At 41.8% G+C, this 21,324-nt stretch carries 17 protein-coding genes and 1 riboswitch; of the genes, 5 read left to right on the plus strand and 12 right to left on the minus strand.

What is annotated here, in order from left to right:
- Positions 1-24: 24 nt before the first annotated feature.
- The 5 genes from IT393_06460 to IT393_06480 all read right to left on the minus strand — a co-directional run bounded on the left by IT393_06460 (position 25) and on the right by IT393_06480 (position 6,347).
- Positions 25-795, minus strand: coding sequence for a choice-of-anchor N protein (locus tag IT393_06460; GenBank protein MCC7202281.1), 771 nt, complete (start codon positions 793-795; stop codon positions 25-27).
- Between the two features lie 24 nt (positions 796-819).
- Positions 820-1,560, minus strand: coding sequence for a DUF4114 domain-containing protein (locus tag IT393_06465; protein MCC7202282.1), 741 nt, complete (start codon positions 1,558-1,560; stop codon positions 820-822).
- A gap of 300 nt (positions 1,561-1,860) precedes the next feature.
- A complete protein-coding gene (gene prsR, locus IT393_06470) occupies positions 1,861-3,216 on the minus strand; it encodes a PEP-CTERM-box response regulator transcription factor (protein ID MCC7202283.1) in 1,356 nt (451 codons plus the stop codon).
- Positions 3,213-5,186 carry a PEP-CTERM system histidine kinase PrsK gene (gene prsK / locus IT393_06475; GenBank protein MCC7202284.1) on the minus strand — a complete coding sequence of 658 codons (1,974 nt, stop codon included), beginning with the start codon at positions 5,184-5,186 and terminating at the stop codon, positions 3,213-3,215. The genes prsR and prsK overlap by 4 nt, the downstream gene beginning before the upstream one ends.
- Before the next feature lie 150 nt (positions 5,187-5,336).
- Positions 5,337-6,347, minus strand: coding sequence for a sigma 54-interacting transcriptional regulator (locus IT393_06480; protein ID MCC7202285.1), 1,011 nt, complete (start codon positions 6,345-6,347; stop codon positions 5,337-5,339).
- Between the two features lie 714 nt (positions 6,348-7,061).
- On the opposite strand from IT393_06480, the gene IT393_06485 reads away from it, so the two are divergent.
- On the plus strand, positions 7,062-8,420 hold the full coding sequence (locus IT393_06485; GenBank protein MCC7202286.1) for a TIGR03013 family PEP-CTERM/XrtA system glycosyltransferase: 1,359 nt from the start codon (positions 7,062-7,064) through the stop codon (positions 8,418-8,420).
- A 7-nt stretch (positions 8,421-8,427) separates the two neighbouring features.
- On the opposite strand, the gene IT393_06490 is transcribed toward IT393_06485, so the two are convergent.
- Complete coding sequence (locus tag IT393_06490; GenBank protein ID MCC7202287.1) at positions 8,428-9,588, minus strand: GNAT family N-acetyltransferase; 1,161 nt, start codon at positions 9,586-9,588, stop codon at positions 8,428-8,430.
- Between the two features lie 298 nt (positions 9,589-9,886).
- A riboswitch (cyclic di-GMP riboswitch) is annotated at positions 9,887-9,980 on the plus strand.
- 48 nt (positions 9,981-10,028) lie between these two features.
- On the opposite strand from IT393_06490, the gene IT393_06495 reads away from it, so the two are divergent.
- The 4 genes from IT393_06495 to IT393_06510 are packed head-to-tail and all read left to right on the plus strand — an operon-like array spanning position 10,029 to position 15,316.
- Positions 10,029-12,446, plus strand: a complete 2,418-nt coding sequence (locus IT393_06495; protein ID MCC7202288.1) for a fibronectin type III domain-containing protein — start codon at positions 10,029-10,031, stop codon at positions 12,444-12,446.
- Positions 12,421-13,128, plus strand: coding sequence for a hypothetical protein (locus tag IT393_06500; GenBank protein MCC7202289.1), 708 nt, complete (start codon positions 12,421-12,423; stop codon positions 13,126-13,128). The genes IT393_06495 and IT393_06500 overlap by 26 nt, the downstream gene beginning before the upstream one ends.
- Before the next feature lie 23 nt (positions 13,129-13,151).
- Positions 13,152-13,559: a fibronectin type III domain-containing protein gene (locus IT393_06505; protein MCC7202290.1), complete on the plus strand. Its 408-nt coding sequence runs from the start codon at positions 13,152-13,154 to the stop codon at positions 13,557-13,559.
- A gap of 47 nt (positions 13,560-13,606) precedes the next feature.
- Positions 13,607-15,316, plus strand: a complete 1,710-nt coding sequence (locus IT393_06510) for a hypothetical protein (GenBank protein ID MCC7202291.1) — start codon at positions 13,607-13,609, stop codon at positions 15,314-15,316.
- Between the two features lie 29 nt (positions 15,317-15,345).
- On the opposite strand, the gene IT393_06515 is transcribed toward IT393_06510, so the two are convergent.
- The 6 genes from IT393_06515 to cysC form a co-directional block, all read right to left on the minus strand.
- On the minus strand, positions 15,346-16,533 hold the full coding sequence (locus tag IT393_06515) for a glycosyltransferase family 4 protein (GenBank protein ID MCC7202292.1): 1,188 nt from the start codon (positions 16,531-16,533) through the stop codon (positions 15,346-15,348).
- Positions 16,534-16,546: 13 nt separating this feature from the next.
- Complete coding sequence (locus IT393_06520; GenBank protein ID MCC7202293.1) at positions 16,547-17,287, minus strand: polysaccharide deacetylase family protein; 741 nt, start codon at positions 17,285-17,287, stop codon at positions 16,547-16,549.
- Between the two features lie 81 nt (positions 17,288-17,368).
- Positions 17,369-18,490 carry a terpene cyclase/mutase family protein gene (locus tag IT393_06525; GenBank protein MCC7202294.1) on the minus strand — a complete coding sequence of 374 codons (1,122 nt, stop codon included), beginning with the start codon at positions 18,488-18,490 and terminating at the stop codon, positions 17,369-17,371.
- 68 nt (positions 18,491-18,558) lie between these two features.
- On the minus strand, positions 18,559-19,665 hold the full coding sequence (locus tag IT393_06530; GenBank protein MCC7202295.1) for a glycosyltransferase: 1,107 nt from the start codon (positions 19,663-19,665) through the stop codon (positions 18,559-18,561).
- Positions 19,666-19,670: 5 nt separating this feature from the next.
- Positions 19,671-20,669, minus strand: coding sequence for a sulfotransferase (locus IT393_06535; GenBank protein MCC7202296.1), 999 nt, complete (start codon positions 20,667-20,669; stop codon positions 19,671-19,673).
- Positions 20,669-21,301, minus strand: a complete 633-nt coding sequence (cysC, locus tag IT393_06540; GenBank protein ID MCC7202297.1) for an adenylyl-sulfate kinase — start codon at positions 21,299-21,301, stop codon at positions 20,669-20,671. Before cysC ends, IT393_06535 begins: the two co-directional genes overlap by 1 nt.
- Positions 21,302-21,324 lie beyond the last annotated feature (23 nt).

A 21,324-nucleotide genomic window follows, 5' to 3' on the forward strand; every position in this document is an offset into this window, starting at 1 on the left:
GGAGTTGGAATAATGCAAAACTTATTATCCTATCTTTCTTTTAGTCAATCCAAGAGCCACAAGCCCGGAACCAAGGAGGAGCAATGTTGCTGGTTCAGGAACTTGCTGACGGCGTGATTCAGCATCGTGAGAGAACGGTGCAAATTGCGTTACATCAAGATCAGTTGTTGATCTTTTTGCAAGCGCCGTATTGTACAGGTCAAAGTGAAGATTGTACTCCGGGTTTAAAAGGGCGGTATTGATATCAAGCGCAACATAATACATGCCTGTCCCTGATGTTGGAATAGAACCGCCTGTCCTTGCCCTGTTCTGAGTATTATAAGGGTTTATCTGACTGCTGCCAAACTGAAATTCATACTCGTAGAAATAGGTCTCAAATATATCGTGCTTCGCCAAATCACCCGCGTCAAATGTCGCAATATTTCCAAGGTATGTCTCCAGTGGTGGAACGCCAAAGGTCATATCTGATGTGGCATTTACTGTTGTTGAATTGAAGGTAAACGAACCAAGAGTCCCACTTGTATTACGTTTTGGCGTAATGGCCATTGATATGTAATACTTGTCATTCAGCTTATTTGTTTTGTCAGGTATAAGATACGCATACAAAGTAAACGGATTGGAGGTAGTAACAATTGTCTCGGTTGTCAAATCATACGTACCCCCTCCGATATCAAGCTGAAGGGTTGGAATCGCAAAAGATGGCCCGGTAAAACATAATGTTCCAATTAGTAACAAAATTATTACCATTAGACATCTCTTAACCCCTGTTTTGTTGTGTCTTCCTGTTGTATTCATCTTAGGTCCTCCTGCTTGATTTTGCTATCCTCTTTTTATCTTCATTCTTCCCAATAAGCCCAGTCCGATAAGACCAGAGCCTAAAAGAAAAAGTGACGTGGGTTCAGGAACTGACGTAGCTGAAACCGGCCGTACATCCGTAACCCCGACAACCATGTCGTTATAATCCCTGTCGCCGCCTCCATATAGATCCTCTATTCCAACGACAACATCAGACCCCAGTAGTTGACCAACCGTATTGTCACCTGTATCAAACAAGAACATGTGATCAATGCCGTCCGGGTTCAGCGCTCCATGCGAATAATAGGTGTAATTTTGCGGCGTACTTAAATAGAAACCAAAGGTTGTTCCAATATTCCTGGTGATTGCAGTAGATAAATTGGTCACCGTACCACCGGCAATATTGAATCTCAGAGTCGCACTGTCAAAAACGCCATCGGCGCCGGAAAAAACTTCAAGCATATCACCTAAGCTGACACTGCTGCCGCTCCCTGAAAAACCATATATACCAAACGTATTGGAACTTGCAAAACCTGCCAGCTCCAGAAAGATAAACGCAGTAGCATCATCGGTTACACCATCCGTGTCTGTTAGCGTAACTGCTTCATATCCCGTATCAGCATAAACGGTAGGGTTATTGGAAAATGTCAGCGTTCCATTCATATTCACAATAGGAGTTGCAGAAGCAATTCCCGCCCATAGAACACCCATGACCAATATTACCACTGTTAAAAAATAGCACCTCATCTTATTAATTCTTTTCAATGTTTTCACCTCCTCTCCTTTGTGGTATTCATTCTTCATCATACTGCATTATCATGCAAAGAGAATGCCACATTTTCAACTTATTGATAATAAATAGAATTACACTTGTAGTAATGTTACACTAACTCCTGCTGTCAATTTCTCCGTCGGTTTTTCGGGTCTTTTAAGGGTAACAAATAGTCTGCTGATGGTATTTTTGCGGATATTCGTTGATTATTCAATTGGTTACGTTAAATAACATAGTGTTAAATTTTCTGTCACTTCAAATATTCGTTATCTTAAGTCAAGATGAAAAAAGACTTATCTCATCGTAATTCCATACTTGTTTATCATTGCGGTAAGGGTCTGACGACTTATATCAAGCTCCCTCGCGGCATGTGTTACGTTACTGCCGTGTCTTAGGAGCGCCTCACTTATAACACGTTTCTCGAGTGCCTCTCTCGCCTCGTGAAGGGACAGTATCTGTTTAGCACCATCAGGCGCGGCAAACTCAAGGTCAGACGGTGACAACCACTCGCCGTCTGACATCACCACCCCCCTTTTTACCCTGTTTTCAAGCTCGCGAACATTGCCAGGCCAGTCATAATCCGATAAAGCCTTGACAGTCTCGTCTTTAAATCCGCGAACATTTTTTTTAAATTCTCTTGAGTATCTGTGCAAAAAGGCACGTGCAAGCAACAGGGCGTCATTTCCCCTTTCCCTTAGTGGCGGCAGATTCACAGTAACCACACTCAGTCGGAAATAGAGGTCTTCCCGGAACTTGCCCTCTTCAATGGCCTTCTTAAGGTCCCTGTTGGTAGCGGCAAGTATTCGGACATCCACCTGGATTTCCTCCCTGCCTCCGACACGCTCGATAATGCGCTCCTGCAAAAACCTCAGCAGCTTGACCTGAAGAGAGAAAGAGAGCTCGCCTATTTCATCCAGAAATAAGGTGCCTCCCTCTGCATATTCGATCCTTCCCTTTTTCCGGCTGTCCGCGCCGGTAAAAGCCCCTTTCTCGTGGCCAAACAATTCACTCTCCAGCAGTGTTTCGGGTATTGCACCGCAGTTTATTACGACAAAAGGTTTATCCCTGCGCTCACTTAGCCGGTGAACAGCCCTCGCTGTAAGCTCCTTTCCGGTTCCTGATTCTCCAAGTATCACTACCGGCACATCAACAGTTGCCACCTTCCGTATAGCCTCGTATACTTGATTCATGGAAGCAGAGTTACCGAGCATTCCATCCAGCCCTTCTGTGTAAACCCTGCGCTGGAGGGTTTGATTCTCCAGTTCAAGTTCGGCCATCCTCAACGCCCTTGTAATGACTACCCTGACCTCATCAATAACAGGAGGTTTCGTAAAGAAATCAAAGGCGCCAAGCTCTATCGCCTTTAAGGCATTCGCCCTCTCCGTGTTACCGCTTACTATGATGACCTTGATCCTGTCATTAAAAGAGAGAATCTCTCTTAGTGTCTTCAAACCTTCTTCTGCCTCGCGGGGCCTTGGAGGAAGGCCTAAATCAAGGATTACAACAACTGGGTGGGCCTTTCTGACAAGTTCCAATGCTGAGGCGTGATCACCGGCCTCATAGATTTCGTAATCTTTGAGGAGCGCCCACCTCATCTGGGACCTGATTGACTCATCATCATCAACTATAAGTATTACACGCTTCGTCATCTTGGTAATATTACACGAAACTCGCTCCCTTTACCAACTTCACTTATTACCTCGAGGCTTCCTGAATGGGCATCAATAATCTTTTTACACTGAAATAAACCTATCCCAAGCCCGTTCGATTTACTGCTTTTGAACGGCTTAAAAAGGGCTGTTTTGATAAATTCTTCTGACATGCCGGATCCTGAATCTGCTACGGATAAGATAACATCGCCGTTACTGGAAAATGTGTGAACTGTGATTTTCTTTTCATGCTCACCTGGCGGCAACGCCTCTATCGCATTAAGCAATAAATTCAGAAAGACCTTTTGCAATTGACCACAGTCCGCATCAATTAACGGTATTTCTTCGAGATTCTTTACTACCCTGCCGGAAACCTTGCCATTAAGGGCAGAGAGCGTTTCCTCTATCATCTCATTGATACTCATGCGTGCAGGATTAATTTGAATCCCCTTGGACAATACAGTAAGGTTAGACACCATCGCATTCATCTTAGATACGGTTAGTCTCAGCGTCTTTAGTGCGTCTTGCTGAAATAACGGGTTACCCATATGTTCTTCTGCATTCTGGCTTAGCAGTGAAAGAGTTGAAACAAAATTTTTCAGGTCGTGGATGAAAAAGGTAGAAACCTGATGGAATGCCTCTGTCTCTTTAGAGGCAAGAAGTTCCTGAGTCAGATGGATGTTCCTGATTCTCTCCGCAGCATGACTTGCCACTGCCTTTAATAAATCAAAATCATCTCTTCTGTATGGCTCTCCTGAAATGTCTTCACCCTGCATAATAAAGCCCATCAGATTACCCCTTCCGGCCTTCAGGGGTGTACAGAGAACTGTTCGGCTTGTTGTGAAAAGGGGGTTGATTAATTCATAAAGCGCTTCACTATCGTTCTGTTTATTAATAAAAAAGGGGTCAGCATAGTCCTTTATCCTTGAAATAAGGGGACTGTCTTCCTTCAATCTGATATTATTTGCTGCATTTATTGTTGACTTAACAGGCATAAACTCACGATGTGCCGGCTCATAAATCCAGAGGGATACCTCTCTGGCCGCCATAGTGTCAGAGATCATATCTAACAGAGATTTTTCAATCTGTGAAAGATCGTTATTTAATCCGAACTTCTCTATTGTCTCCATCCATTTATCCCTGAATTCATATTTGTGCCTGTAAAAGTGCCTTGTGATGAATAATTGCAGCCGTCTTCGAAGACTCGTCGAAAGAGCAGCTACCACTAAGCATAAAATAGCAGTAAATGTAAAAAGGATACTCCAGAAAGTATCATATGATTCTCCCATCATCTTGATGCCCTGCGCAATTATACCTACAATAAGCAGATACGCACCGGCAACCAATACAGTGACAGAATTAAAGACTACGTAGCGGGAAATAAAGATATTCACATCCAGCAGTTTGTTCCTGACCACCGCAAGCATTGTAATAATACAAGAAACCAGTATGACGATTGAGGTAACCGACTGATTACTGCTATCAAGAAATGAGAAGAGGATTGCCTGACTTGCAAGATAAACATAATACGCAAGCATTGAGCCAACCCCTATTAAAACGTACTTAGCCTCTTTTCTCTTTGAGTTCAACGAAAAATGAAGGGTATTCTCCAACTGAACAAGACAAAGCAAAATGCCAATAAGGAAATACAGGTAAAAAGACTTCCCTACTGCACCAAGAGGGAATTTTGTATTTACGTCATCAAAAAAAGGAAGATCAATAAAGGCATACGAGTTTATCCATAGAAGAAAGAATCCTGAAATAAGATAAAGTCCTGCCGCAAGAAGCTTCCAGCGGGCAAGCAATTCTTTATAATTTGACCTTATAAAGGTAAGTGAGAAGAGAAACCAGCCAGGAACAAGAAGCGCCTGACCGGCAATTGCTATTCTTTTGCCAAAAAGGCTCCATGACAAACTGTCTGACATGAAGACAATACTATTCCCTGCCTCAATAATGGTCAGACTTAACATGCCCAGGCCAAAACCTATATTGGCAGGATGTCTGGGATTACGGATGAAAACAAGAAGACCTACGCCAAGGGTTAGGATGACCCCCAAAAAAGACAAGATCAAAAAGATATGGCTTGGATCATGGGACATCTCAAGGTCATATATTGCAATTTATGGGCCAGATATACCTTCATTCCCTTTTGTCAGATCATGCGGAATTCCAAGCTTTTTCATCTTTTGATTCAGGGTATTTCTGTGTATTTTAAGCAGCCTTGCCGCCAGGTTTCTGTTCCACTTTGAACCATGCAGTGCCTTCATTATCTCGCCCTTTTCATAAACCCTGCAGCGCTGTTGTAAGCTCTCCGAACCTTCTGTAATAGCCCTGTAACCACTCTTGTCCCTGCAAAGGAGGTCCATGGGAATATCCTTTATAGTAATATCCATTCTATCATCTGAAAGGACAACAACCCTCTCGATGAGATTCTCAAACTCACGTACATTTCCCGGCCATGCCCAATCCTGAAGTATACGGACCACCTCACTTGAATAACGAGGTTTCGCCTTGTTTAATTTCGAACACGCCTTGTCAAGGAAGTGCTCCAATAAAATGGGGATGTCTCCCTTTCTTTCCCTCAAAGGCGGGAGATGAATAGGGATCACATTTAATCTGAAATAGAGATCAGACCTGAAGCTGCCATTTTCAACAAGCTCATCCAACTTGTCATTAGTCGCAGATATGACACGAATATCCAATCTAATCGTCTTTACAGAACCCAGTCTCTTGATTTCACGTTCCTGCAGGGTGCGAAGCAACTTTGCCTGCAGGGGGAACGGGAGAGCAGACACTTCATCCAGGAATATCGTACCACCATGGGCGCTTTCAAAATCACCAATTCTGGCGCTAACAGCCCCTGTAAATGCGCCGCGCTCATATCCCATGAGCTCACTTTCTAACAACTCCCGTGGGATTGCCCCGCAATTGACCGGAACAAACGGGCCTTTTGACCTGGAACTTACTTTGTGTATACCCTTTGCAATCAACTCTTTTCCTGTCCCACTTTCTCCGGAAATCAGGACGCTGCTATTAGACCGTGCAGCCCTTCGCGCCATATCAAGAACATTAATGACATTGGGATCAGATGTCTTTATCTCTTCAAACCCGTTGGCAATATTTACACTCATTTCCCACCCCTGAACAAATTATTATTATGGCTAAAGCGTAGCAACAAATATACCCAAACCTGACACTATCGTAACGCTTTGATGTTTTTGATATTTTATAAACTACCGCAGCACTGCGTGAGGATAAAAGACATATTTTAGACATCCCTCACGATAAATAATCCTTAAGCTAAAGTTAACTAACTGATTTAACAGATAATTTCATGAAAGCTATTTTATGACCGTCAATTAACAATATATTGTCCTTAATCACATAAAGCCGTGTCCATAATTTTCTCTCTCATCAAAGCTTAATGTAATAAAATGGGAAACTCTTTTCCTGTTTTGGTAAAAACCCGATATAACCCGAATGAGCATAACGAAAGTTACAATACAACTTGTAGTACCCGACAGATTGAAATTTAAATGAAGATAACAAGTTATAACTTCTTGAATATATAACAAATAAATGCCGATGAGTTCGTGTGGCAATAAAGCCATCTCACGTCTTTGGTATTGATATTGCAAATCTTCATTATGCGATTAAATCTTCTATATCAAAATCCGGGATTGACTTCCCTGTCATTCCCACGAAAGTGGGAATCCAGAACCAGGCCACTGATCTGGATTCCCGCTTACGCGGGAATGACGTTTTCATAAATCTTATAAAATGTATAACGAAGGGATATGCCACGTATGAAGCGCGTACATAACAGATATGCTTTTTCAAGAAATTTGGTATTACCCCTAATAGAAGGAGCAATAATTTTCCTCTGCGTGTTTCTGGCAGTCATAATCAGGTTTCAATTTGTTAGCAGGAGCATCTACTCCTACGAATATCTAATATTAAAGGTTTTAGTTGTTACTCTCGTTTGTCAGGTTACTTTTTATTATAATGACATGTATTCCATCAATTTCAAGGGGCGCGCACGGCTTCTAAGCATCAAATTACTCCAATCTCTGAGCGCAACCGTTATCTTGCTTTCTATAATTTACTATGTTTTTCCGCCTCTCATAATTGGAAGGGGTATATTTCTAATCACAGTAACAACATTAACACCGGTGCTTTTGATCTGGAGGTTAATCAGTGCCAGGATTTCTGTTCTGCACAAAAACAGTGAAAACATACTTATCATTGGCACAGGTGATCTGGCCGTAGAAATAGGTAAAAGAATATTTAAAGACGGTTATGCTGGTTATAAGATATCAGGTTTCATAGATGAAAACAAAAATAAAAAAAGGATAGGACAAAGCCTGTTTAATCCCAAAATAATTGGTACATTCGATGACATATATTCCATCGCCCGCGAGGAAGATACCAGTAAGATTATTGTTGCAATGGAAGATATGAGGGGACGATTTCCGATTGAACAGCTCCTCAAATTAAGGCTTGATGGGATAGAGGTCGAAGATGGCATTTCTTTTTATGAAAAGATAAGCGGAAAGATACATGTCAGTCATCTGAAACCAGCGTGGTTAATTTTCTCCGAAGGCTTCAACAGGCGCAGGATAGAGATTAGTAAGCGCATCATAGATATATCGCTTTCCACTACAGGGCTTCTACTCGCTGCACCTGTTATGCTCATTACAACTATACTTATCAAACTGGAGTCGCCAGGTCCTGTATTATTCAGACAGGAGAGGGTTGGTGAGGGTGAGAGAGTTTTTACGCTTCTTAAATTCAGATCAATGAAGATGGATGCAGAATCTGAATCAGGTCCTGTATGGGCGAATATTAATGATAACAGGGTAACAAGAATAGGCAGCATCATCAGAAAGTCGAGGATTGATGAGATCCCCCAGATGATCAACGTATTAAAGGGGGACATGAGCTTTGTTGGGCCCCGGCCTGAACGTCCGCACTTTATTGCGATGCTTGTAAAACAGATACCATATTATTCGCTCAGGCATAAAGTAAAACCCGGTATAACAGGTTGGGCTCAGGTAAGATATCCCTATGGCGCATCAGTGAAAGATGCGCTGGAAAAATTACAATACGATATTTATTACATTAAGAACATGTCAGTTCTATACGACCTTACGATTGTGCTTGAGACAATAAAAACGGTTATTCGGGGAACAGGGGCCAGGTAACCTCTTCTTAATCACCACGACTAAACTGCATTAACCTCTCTAACCATTCAGTGACACCTCCCCAAAAAAAGCTATGAACGTAATGCATCTTTATTGAATTTTTTAGTTGCGAAGACTTCATTATAAAATTAGCTGCCACTGTCTTATTATATATAGTACCTGTGTAAAGTGCCCTGCTGTCATGCGTCCATCTGCTTTTGTATGCTTCATTTCCCCGCAAGAAATCAAATTCTTTATAGTTTTTGGAAAAGGCTTCCTTTATAACTTCATAAAACAGCACTGTCCCGGGGCTATAGGGCTCCCATTCAGGGTCAATACCTAACTGGTAATAAAGAAGATAACCGTTTATGGCAAACCCATAGAATGCGGAAATAATCTCCCCATTATTGTTTCTCAGAAATCTAAGCCATAACCAGCCATTTTTGCTTATCCTCTGTGCCAGGGCATTATGAAAATCAAATAGCATCTTCCCTTTAAATGTAGTTTCTATTTTCTTGCTTCTTGCCCTTAATTCATGAAGATGAAAGAGGGTCTTTATACCTTGAGTTATATCCAACGGATCACAGGATATATACTCAACCTTCTGCCCTTCACATAATACTCTCTGTTTCTTCCTGAGATCATATCTCTTTTTATTTCCAAAGTTACCTGTATAGTCCTCGAACGTCCCGTTTAAAGCAATAAAAGGCGCTGACGTGTTTGACTTCATTAATGTAGTAACATTGGAATTCGTATCTGCATATAACCTTAAATTGTTTTCTTCTGACAGAAGGGATATATTAATCGCGGACCAGTAAGTGTATTCGGACACAAGAAAATTAATAACAGCCTTGACACATTGCTCCGCATCCTCTTTTGCACATATGATATCGAGATGATCAGGATAAGTCTCCTTGCTCCCACAGTAGGTTAATACCCGCTTTGTCAAATATCTGTTGAAAATACCAGCCTTGTAATAAGATAAGGGTAAAATACCAACGGGGTCTGTATCGTTATATATAAACAGGATCAGAGGTTCATATCTTTCACCAAAATGTTCCCACCATGTGTAGACCCACTCCCATGTACAGAATATACGGGGGATATTCATTGACAAGGCAAGTTTGTTCCATACCTCCCTGCTTTCCTTAAATTCTTTTACCGTCGCTACCCTGACATTATATGCCACCTAAGACCTCATGCCATTTAGATGATTTTTCTTTATTTTTCCCGTTGAATATCGGTATACAGAATATTATCTTGAAGCAGACTAAAATTCAACCTCGACGGAAGCCAATTATACCTCCCTGGCGTGACAGTTTTTAGTAAATCAATAACAAAAAATGTAATATTTTATGCGTGAAAATGCAGGCTGTCTGAAGGCATATTAACCAAACCACTTGATTTTCCTGCTCTAAATATAATGCATAATTACGGCATTGATCTTGCTAAGCCTTTATCAGAATACACTTCATAAAAGTTTCATCCTTTGCTCAGAGCAAACCTGCCGAAAGTCAGGGACGCAGAGTAACGGGACTAAAGGACGTCTTTTTGAGTCCTATTGTTCGCCGAGCCGCCAGAGGAATATTATGTTTTCTGGCGGTTTTTTTATGAGCAAATGGAGGAAACATGCAACTGGTAAAACAAAAAGAAGTGCGTGAATTAGTATGCAGCATAAGGTCACTAATAATATTTTTCATTTTATTACTTCTCGTTTCAACTCTTTTTAACGTCTTTCCCGGTTTGACTTCCCATGCCAGCGCGGGGCAAATTACTTTAACCTGGGACCCCAACACGCAACCCGATTTTGCGGGGTACAACGTCTATTACGGAAATACGTCAGGAACCTATAGCACCAGGTTAAATGTGGGTACTGTTACATCCTATACAGTAACGAATCTGTCAGATACAGCAACCTATTTCCTTGCCGTAACTGCCTATGATTCGGCCGGCAATGAGAGTGACTACTCAAATGAAGTCTACAATCTCGGACTGGATACGACGCCTCCGGTTATATCCGGTACAACTGCCAGCAGTATTACCAGTACCAGCGCTGTAATTACATGGACTACCAGTGAGTCCTCCACATCTCAAATAGAGTACGGCACAACGACATCTTATAATCTTTCAACGACCATAGACAACTCGCTGCAAACATCGCACAGTGTCACATTAACAGGGCTTTCAGCCTGGACCACTTATCATTACAGGGTAAAGAGCAGTGACGCGGCTGGTAATATGGCAACTTCTTCAGACCAAACCTTTACTACGCTGGCACCGCCTGACACAACTTCACCCATCGGCACAATCTCTATCAGCAGCGGAGCGACATACTCAACTGCAACCACTGTCAGCCTGACTCTTTACTGCAGCGACGCAGGCTCAGGCTGTAACCAGATGCAGTTATCTAACGATGGGACGACCTGGAATACCTGGGAGACTTATGCAACAAGTAAGTCATGGACATTACAGGCTGGTGATGGAACTAAAACCGTCTATGCACGGTATCGTGACAACTCAGGCAATGTCTCCTCTAATTATTCAGATACGATCACGCTGGACTCTACTGCCCCCGCGATCTCAGGAATAAGCGCAAGCAGCCTAACAAGTACACAGGCAACAATTACCTGGACGACCCAGGAAGCCTCCTCCACACAAGTAGAATATGGAACAACGACTTCCTATGGTTCCTCGTCAACATTGAACAGCAATCCGGTCACCACCCACAGCGTCACCCTGGCCAACCTCTCAGCATCTTCTACCTATCACTTCCGGGTGAAGAGCAGTGATGCGGCCGGCAACCTTGCAACATCTTCAGACCAGACCTTTACTACAACAGCGCCGCCTGATACCACACCTCCTGTAATTTCAGGCGTGACCACAGGCAACATTACAACAAGCGGCGCGACAATAAGCTGGACAACAAACGAACCAGCCACCACCCAGGCAGAATATGGAACAACGTCCTCCCTCGGATCCCTGAGCCCGTCAGATAGTGCCTTAGTCACGAGTCACTCTGCCATCCTGACGGGCCTCAGCCCCAACACCACCTATTACTTTAAGGTACGTTCTATTGATGGGGCCGGGAATAACACACTGTCAGCCCAATACTCCTTTGTGACCCTCCAGGTGGCTCTCCCGGATACCCCAACAGCAATCCAGGACCTTCATGTCACTTCCGGCTCTTCTACCAGGAACTCTGTGGTAGTGATGTGGACCGCCACAGGGGCAGACGGTTCTGTTGGAACAGCATCCCTGTATGACCTTCGTATATCCAAATTAAAGATTATAGAAGACAACCTCACTCCAAATACCGGAGAAGTCACATTTGCTAATGCAACAGCCGTAACAGGAGTCCCGGCGCCACAACCGTCAGGGACAAGCCAGTCCGTTCAGATTACGGGTCTTGAAACCAACACCGTCTACTACCTTGCCATCAAGGCTATTGATAACAAAGGAAACAAGTCCCCTATCTCCAATGTTGTCAACGAGGGAAACCTCCCCCCCCTCCCCATAACTGCCGTGCGTCAGGGATACACGTTGATTTCATTACCTCTGGCGCCGGTGACCACGGATGTCCAGACATTACTCGGAAATATTGTCGGCTCACCTGTGGAGCTCTACTGGTGGAACTCCTCCGGTGGTTCTGATGCCTCCGGAGCCCTTGTGAAAGAAACAAATGTAGTACCCGGCTATGGCTATTTCCTAAAGTCTGACAGGACAAATGCCGTTTTTAATATAGCCGGTACGATAGTTACCGATCCAAACCGTGCGATCCCTATTCAACCTGGATGGAACATGATTGGAAACCCTTACCCTGCTGAAATTGCATTAAAGAATACACAGATAAGAAATCTTGCAACCAGCGAGGTCAAGACCTTCGAAGAAGCTGTCGTTGCCGGATGGGTGGGTAATGCCATATATAGTTACAACGGGAGCACATATGATTTTGCAATCCATTCAACTGCAACTTTAAGGCTTTGGCATGGATACTGGCTTGCCGTATTGGGGGAGGAAATGTATGAACTCATTATTACGAAACCATAACATGTATATTCGATTGATCGGCTTCACCATGATGATTGTGATCTCCTGGATATTTGTTAATCCAGGACATACGGCCTGGCAAGTTGACTTTCAGGTGTCGCTGCCTGATCAGGCAGCGGATAACGGTCATGCATCAAACCGGTTGGTCCTGGGCCTGGATAACACTGCTACGGACAACTTTGATAATCTGCTGGATACAGTAGCATATGCCGGAGGTAAAGTTAATGCTTACTTCCTCCATCCCGAATATGCCACTGCCAAATCCAAATTGTGGCAAGATAAGCGTGACAATCAACTTCCAAAAGAGTGGGAAATTGAAGTGTCTTCTTCTCTGACAGGACAGGCAAATATAACGTGGGACACTAATAACGTTCCGTCGAATGTGTCCCTTAAGCTTACAGATGGACAGACAGGCACTACAATAGATATGAAGACCATGAGCGAATATACCTTTCAGAACAGCCCCACTGTGGCGAGGAAGATCACCCTTCTTGCATCTCAGGATGCAGGTGCCGGTGAGACACCGCAGACCGCCAGCCAGGGGGGAGGATGCGGTTATATAAAGGACATCGGAAACAATAAATCCAATCCAATGAATCCCGGCACTGCAGCCATAAATGTCCTGATACTTTTTATTCCACTTGTTGGTCTGCGATTCCTTAGATTGACTATGAGGGGTTAATTGGTGTATAAAAGAAGGGAATGATGAACTGGATGGGCTCGTTTTTTAGACGGATATTATTCTTCCTTGCGGTCTTTACTCTTGTTGCATGTGCAGGGTGTGGTGGAGAGAACGGAGGAATTGGAAATCTGGGAGGTGGGGGCAACGATACCGGAGGAGGCAGCGAAAGTTCGGATCCTTCAACACTTTCCTGGGATCGAAACACACAGCCAGATTTGGCCGGATACAAAATCTATTATGGAACAACATCTGGTGATTATACTGCATCAAAGGATGTTGGTTTGACTAATACACCCAGCTACCCCAAGTATCCTGTTGCTGACATTAGCAGCCTTAGCAAGGGAGAAAAATACTATTTTGTTGTTACAGCATATGATACAGTCGGTAATGAGAGCGATTATTCCAATGAAGTTTATACAATAATACCATAATCTCAAATGTCAGAAAGAGCACACAGAAAAACACCGGAGGTTATTCAATGAAGAAGTATATAAAAAAGTCTCAACATTTTTGGAGTGGCCTTGTTCTGTTGTTCGTAATCATGGCTTTCCCAGTATCTGTTCTGGCAGCACCTGCCATCTTGTTTACAGATATTCTGTCTGGCCCTAATACAGGCGGAAAAAATAACAACGGAGTTTTTGTCTGCATTTATGGCAAGAATTTCGGAGCCACACAAGGTTTAAGTAAGGTTTTTATCAACAACACAGAAGTGGCATCCTACGAGTATTGGGGAGTTTCTGACACGGCACCAAACTATTATGATAAAATTTGTGTACAGCCTGGTACTTCAGTAACAACCGGCGCTATTAAGGTTCGCGCCGATGGAGTAAATTCAAATACGGATCATACTTTTACTGTTCGATCCGGGAATATATATTTCGTTGACCTAAATTCTCCTGCCAGTCCAGGTACTGGAACATATGCTGATCCATTTAGAAATCCTAATTCCTGCATAAATAATAGTAGCATCGTTGCCGGTGATACATGTTATTTCAGGGGTGGAACTTACGGCACTAATACGACTCCTACAATGTATGGTTATACCACAGGTGGAGCCGTTTTTACGTTACGAGACATCAATAATGGAGGTAGTTCAAGATCTGGAACATCTTCTGCACCTATAGCATTTGTTGGTTACCCTGGCGAAGATGTATTTCTCAATGCCCAAGGTTCTTCCAGCCCAATTAGGGGTTTTCGCGGCTATTTTGCCCCTGATTGGATAACAGTGGCTGGATTTAGGGTTTTAGCTTTTACGGTATGTTTTTCGGCAGGATCAAATCAAGACCGTCAAGGTAACGGTTGGAGGATTGTTGCGAATAACTGTAACGGATTAACCACAACTAATATGGTTCAGACTGGAACAATACTACCCGGAAAAGATAATGCGAAGGTTTTAGGAAATAGGATTTGGGGAGGCAGGACTGGTAGTAAGTTCGACCATGCTGTATATTCTCAAGCTTGTTCTCAAGATACGGAAATGGCATTTAACCATGTCTATGACAATAGTTTTGATAGCGGACCTCTTTTATCTTTAAATTACGAATCAACGAATTGCGCATCGACAGAATATGCAGGCAATGTGTATATGCATGATAACTTCCTAGATGCTACTAATTATCCGGTAAGATGCATTTATATATACGAACAATCTTATCGTACGGGTGATCCCACCCCGCCTCCCACGGCTTATATCTATAATAATGTCTTTTATAACTGTGGATATTCTACCGATGGCGCACTTGCTCTTGCAAATGGGAATGCAGAAATATACAACAATACATTTTATAATACGCGGTCATATGCTATCAGTTTCAATAATCCAAATGGCGCTCCTATACCATCTGTCATTATAAAGAATAATATTTTTCACAATCAGAGTGGGTCTAATGGTTATTATAGGCAGTCAGATATTGTTTCATCACTAACATCTTCCAATAATCTTTACTACGGTCTTGGTACCTACTCAGGTACGGAAGATTCAAACCCAAGGACTGGGGATCCCTTGTTTGTTAATCCCACAGCAAAAGATCTTCATTTAAGAAGCAGCAGCCCGGCTTTTAAAGCAGGGTTATCAACAGTTAATAACGTCCTAACGAAAGATTTTGAGGGTATTTTACGGACAAAAGATTCTTTTTTTGATATAGGTGCATACGAGTACGTTGTAACTCCACCTGTTAACTTAAGATGAGCTGAACTATTAGATTAAACCTGTTTGCATCAAACAGAGAACTGCCCGATTGCATGAATGATATTTTGTGAGTCATTTAGCCAGTTGTATTTGCTAATGACTGCCTTTTTTCCATTGTGTCCAATGGTTTCATAATTGTGTGTTGATAACAAGGTTATTATAGCCTTTGTTAGATCTGAGACATCCCCGCTCTTGAACACCAGGCCACAATTTGATTCCTCCACGATTCTTCGAAGGGGAATACAGTCTGAGACGACAACAGGTTTGCCCAATGCCATATAGTCGAAGATTTTGTTGGGTATAGTAGTGTCCGTGTGTTCACTTCGCAAGTGGGGTATGAAACAGATATTACTATCCTTTATTATAGCAGGTATCTCTTTGATATCTATCCATCCTGGAAATTCAACGTTATCTTTAATACCTAGAGATTCGGATAACTCGATTAAACGCCTTCGCTCAGTACCATCACCAATAATTAATAGTTTAATTAAACTATATTTCTTCATGACATTGGGAAGAGCACGTATCAACAATTCGATACCTCTATGGGCATCAATCTTACCTACATATAAAAGGTTAACAAGTTTTTTATCATCGGGAAATATAGTCTGCAATTGACCTTCCTTAGAAAGGTAAAATTCCATTTCAGGAGTATTTCTTATAATGGTGATTTTGGAATCAGGCACTCCCATATTGCAGAGTCGGGTCATCTGTTCCTCAGCAACAACGAAGACGTGGTCTATATATTTCACAGCCAATTTTTCATATGTTTTGGGTAACCAACCTTGTCCAAAAAGAAATGGCCTGTAATAAGGATTCTGATAAGCAATTAACGCTGCTGGATAGTTCTCTGCCATGTCCAAAAGTGTAGGAATATGCAGGCATTTTCCTACAGCCGAAGTCATAAGCGATAAAGGAATATCTCTGACAACTAGGAGATCCACTTTCTGCCGTCGCATTATTTTTAGTGCGGTGAAGAACCAGAATGGATTAAAAAAAAGAGGATAACTAATCAATTTGTTAAACAGTGGCCATTTTATCTTCTTCAGAGAAATCCTGCATATGGTAAGTTGCCCCTCCTGTTCCATCGCCGGAAGCCCATTTCTACCTTTACAGACCAGACAAACTGAATGTCCCGCATCCAAGAAAACCTTGATCATCTTCTCTATGCGTACATCCCATGGATATACACAATGCCATATAATTCCGATTTTCATGATCCCATCCTGCTCAAGATTTTGAAGATGTGGCAAACCTGTGCCATATACTGTAATAAACTTTATTACCAATAGCCTTTTTAAGAAATGCTTTCAATGCGTAATCAATTCTCTTCTTAACTATGTATGTACTGTTTGACTTGACAATTTGTTGAAATGTTTTAATTCTAACTGTGGAATCGATCAAAAAACGTCCACCAACGGGAATGCGCCCTCCTATGACTTTATTTGTTGGTACTGATGTAAGTAACCCACAGTAACCTGTATCTGCAGCAACATCAATCACCTCTGGACGGTATCGGCCGCCAGGACATGATAAAAATGAGACCTCCTGACCAGTAACATCCTCTAAAAAAGACTTGGATTTATATAATTCATCTACAATATCTCTTGATGAAAGCTCATCAAGAAACCTATGACTGTGTGTGTGAGAACCTATTGTCATGCCACTTTCAGACATAGCCCGAATCTGTGTTCGTGACATATAATCTTTTCTTTTACCTGTATAACCCGTAGTTATAAAAAATGAGGCTTTAAGACCCAATTCAAGAAGTAAGGGCAACACGTGGGAATAATTACTTATATGCCCATCATCAAAAGTCAAAATAATACTATTCGAGGAATGAACTGATGTGGAACCTCGCATATAGAAATAGTCAAAATAATTTTTCATAGATAACGTTCGGATAGCATTGTACTTCACAAACGCCAGCTGTTCCGAGAATATATTTAATAAAACAGTGTATCTATGCATTAGTGTATCCGATGCCAACACATCGTGATACATCAAGACTGGCATCATAATTTCCCTTCCTCTAACATTATGATGAAGCAATTAAACCTCGTTCAGCTTTTTCTCTAATAACAACGCATCAACAAAAAACTTTGTAGCCCAATTAGGAAAAGCAAATCTTTGATATTGACCCCAAATAGGATATGAACCACTTATCGCTCCTCTAATTGAAGGTTCTCCATCAACATCCTGGCAGTAACATAAAAACCTATTGATTTCTTGCGCCACATGGAAAAACTCTTTTGAACCTCTTGCTTCATACAACCGTAAAAAGATTCCTGCAATTTGCGCATTGCCTGTCAGACACGAATAATTAACATCTGATTTCCATTGAGAGTCATATGTTCCATACAAAAAACCATCCTTACACACTTCTAACAGAGCTTTTCCTGCTTTTAGTGCGCCATCAATATAATCGTCTCTCCCTATACAAATACCTGTTTTCATAATCCCCTCAATTGTGTAGGCTATAGTATGGGTATAAGGTGTACTGTGTGTCTTTTTGGTAAAACCAGCATCGTCGAACCAACCATTATCATGTTGTCTTGAAATTGCCCAATCTATATTTCTAATGGCAGCTTTGGAATAGAAATCATCTTTAATATATAGTCCAAGCTCCGCTAAAGCCCATGCAACCATCGTATAGTACACATGAGGAATATTATTATATGTATAATCCCTCCACATGCCTTCTGAGCTCTGAGCACTAACCAACCATTTTCCGGCTCTTATAGCACCGTCAATATACTTTTCCTGCTTCGTTACTCTGTGTGCATCAATCAAACCAAAAATAATTTGGCCGGTATCAAATACAAAACTACTATAGCCACTTCCTAATGGACCACCTTTAAAGCTACCGTCCCTCTGCTGAATTGATAATTCCCAATCCGCCATTCTGATTGCTCTCTGATAATATTTGATATTTTTAGTCAAGTTAGCATAACTGAGAAATGTCGGAATAATGTATCCTGTAGTTTCAGGATAGGATGTATCCCAACCCTTCAATAAAGAATATCTTAATGATACACCTCCATCGGTTGAAGCATCTTGTGCCACACAAAGCCAGTCCATGGCGGCTTGAATATGGTAATCTAATGATACAAATCTTTTATTTATAGGACTTATATCCCTAACAATCCTTTTTGTCAGTGATAAAATATTCATTTATAGTTATGTCAATGATTTTATTTTGTCTGCGTGTTCAGTATCTGTTTTAATAATAATTCTCAACCTTAACTAATAACTTGAGCATAAACAGCTTCATATTTATTTGCCATAAATGTTGAAGAATAGCTATCATAAACAACCTTACTAGCGGTTATGGCGAGGTGATCTGCTTTTTTAGTATCTAATAACAGGTACTGAATAGCCTGTCTCAAAGCTGTTACATCTCTTATTTCAACAATCAAACCAGACACATTACTTTCAATAATACGGGGTATATCCCCCACCCGCGTCGCCACAATCGGCACGCCGCACGCCATCGCCTCCAGGATGACCATTGGAAAAGCCTCTTTTAACGAAGGGAGCACAAAAACATCCAATGCCGAATAAATAAGCGGAGTATCATCTCTTTTGCCGGTGAATACAACCCTATCCTCGATTCCTAAAGATTTGACTTCAGCTTTTAGTGCGTCAAGATTGTCGCCGTCTCCCACGATGATTGTACTAAGATCATGCCCTTCGGAAACAAGTTTATATGTTGCCTGCAATAAGTAGGAGATGCCTTTCTCAGGGGATAGCCGTCCAACAAACCCAATAACCTGCTTACCCTCAAGCCCGAGGGCCTTTTTTGCTTCATCCTTTTCCATGACCCGTCTGTATCTTTGAACATCAATTCCATTCTCGATCTTCCTGATTTTAGGGGCAGGTACATAATTGTTTAATTCCTGGACTACTTCATCGGAGACACCAACAACTACATTAAAATTTCGTAATATATATTTATCAAGCTTAGCGTAAAAACGCATATTAAAGTCATACCCCAGCCAATTATGACATGTACTGACCAGTTTAGACTTTGTTCCTAATCTCGCTATATATGAATAAAAATTCGTTTTATATTTATGACTGTGAATAATATCTATTTCGTTATCTCTTATATACTTGCGTAGTAATAAAATGGTCTTAATATCCATCTTCCCTTTGCAAGGGAACACAACGCCATCAACAAGATAAGGATTCACTATCTTCAATATATCCATATTTGAGTTTTTGTTATTGTAAAACACCCCAAGATAGTTTTTAACACCTGTCTCCGTAAGCTGATGAATTAATTCTGCGGCCATATTTTCAGCACCGTGATAACCGGTACTGCTTAGTAGATGCAGGACTTTCACAGAATTCATCTGCCTTGAATTAACTCAAGACCCGTTGGGAGGAAGTGACCAATAAGCAATTTTTGTTTTAATATTTTTTTCGTACGAATCAAAACCTTGTAATACAACTTCAGGCATGTGGCCTTCCAATACAGTCCGGCTTTGTTCATCCCACCCCTTTCAGGCACGTTATAACCGAGTTCGCTCAAGCTCTTGCCAATAGCTATATTTAAGCATGTCAACTCATCCTCCGTAAGGTCTTTTCTCCAGCGTTCCACGGCCTTGCTTGAAATGCCGTCCATCTTTTCTCCAAACGCTGTATTTGCCTTTCTTAAAGAGCCCATGGATATGTCCTTAATCTTTTGCCTGTCAATTTTGACGTCAGCAAACTGATTTATCCGGGTTAAGACATCCTCTATATTGGAAATCAGGTCCTCGTAACGAACCTCAAGATAATTAGATCCCAGTTTATTTCCCATGCGCCTGCCGTTCCTGACCGTAATCTCCCAATCAATTGCAGAAAATAACAATTGTTTCAAAGGGTCTTTGCTGCGAACTCCGATCCAACCCAATTTTCTACGGGAAAGGGCTACATCTCTTCCGTCACGGATGATATGAATAAACCTGGCATTGTCAAATGCTCTTGATAATTCTCTCATATGCCTTATGTGAGACGGAGTTTTCTCTGCCCATCGCTTCTTACCCTGTCTTTTTGCCATACTATCCATAAAAAAGCTGAGAAACTCGATGTAGTTATTACAATGATCTCGCGCCTGTTCCTGAAATTGTTCAATTTTCATTCCAGATCTTATAAATTGCTTTGATATGCCCCAATCCTTCATGAATTTATGATAATTCCGCTCCCTTTTAAGGTTTCCGTATTTTATGGCACATTCATCCAGCAATTTTGTTTCAGCTTCATATAGCGGAAATTCTCCTGATGAAAGCAAAATATTATACAATAACGTTGTACCAGACCTTGAGGTACCTACTACGAATATTGGAGAGTCTAACCTGTTTTCCACTATAAGGATTCCCCTTCTAAGCTACCTCTGTTATCAACTATCTTTTCCTTCAAAAGGTAGCGAATGATCACATCAACACATTCATCCAGCCCCATTTGATCCGTTTTCAAATGCAATTCCGGATGTTCGGGCGCTTCATAGGGGGCTGACACGCCTGTAAACTCCGGTATTTCGCCACGTTTTGCTTTTGCATAAAGCCCCTTGACATCCCGTTTCTCACAGGTTTCAAGGCTACTGTCGCAATATATCTCAATAAAATTTCCCTTGCCTGCCAATGTCCTTACCCAGTCACGGTCTTTCATATATGGTGAAATAAATGCTGTCAGCGCCATGATTCCCGCTTCTACAAATAACTTCACCATTTCCCCGATTCTTCTGATATTCTCTTTGCGGTCTTCAGGTGAGAAACCCAGATCAGAGCATAAACCATGCCTTACATTATCGCCATCAAAGACAAATGTACGGCATCCCATGTGGTAAAGACGTTCCTCCACAGCATGGGCCAACGTTGATTTTCCGGAACCAGAAAGTCCTGTAAACCACAAGGCTATTCCCCTGTGACCATTGAGCTTCTCCCGATGAACAGGGGTAATCGTCGCATGATGCCAGACTGTGTTTTTGTTTTTTTCCATACGTTAAATTTCCTCCATATTAT

This window comes from Nitrospirota bacterium, assembly GCA_020851375.1.
Lineage (GTDB): Bacteria > Nitrospirota > 9FT-COMBO-42-15 > HDB-SIOI813 > HDB-SIOI813 > RBG-16-43-11.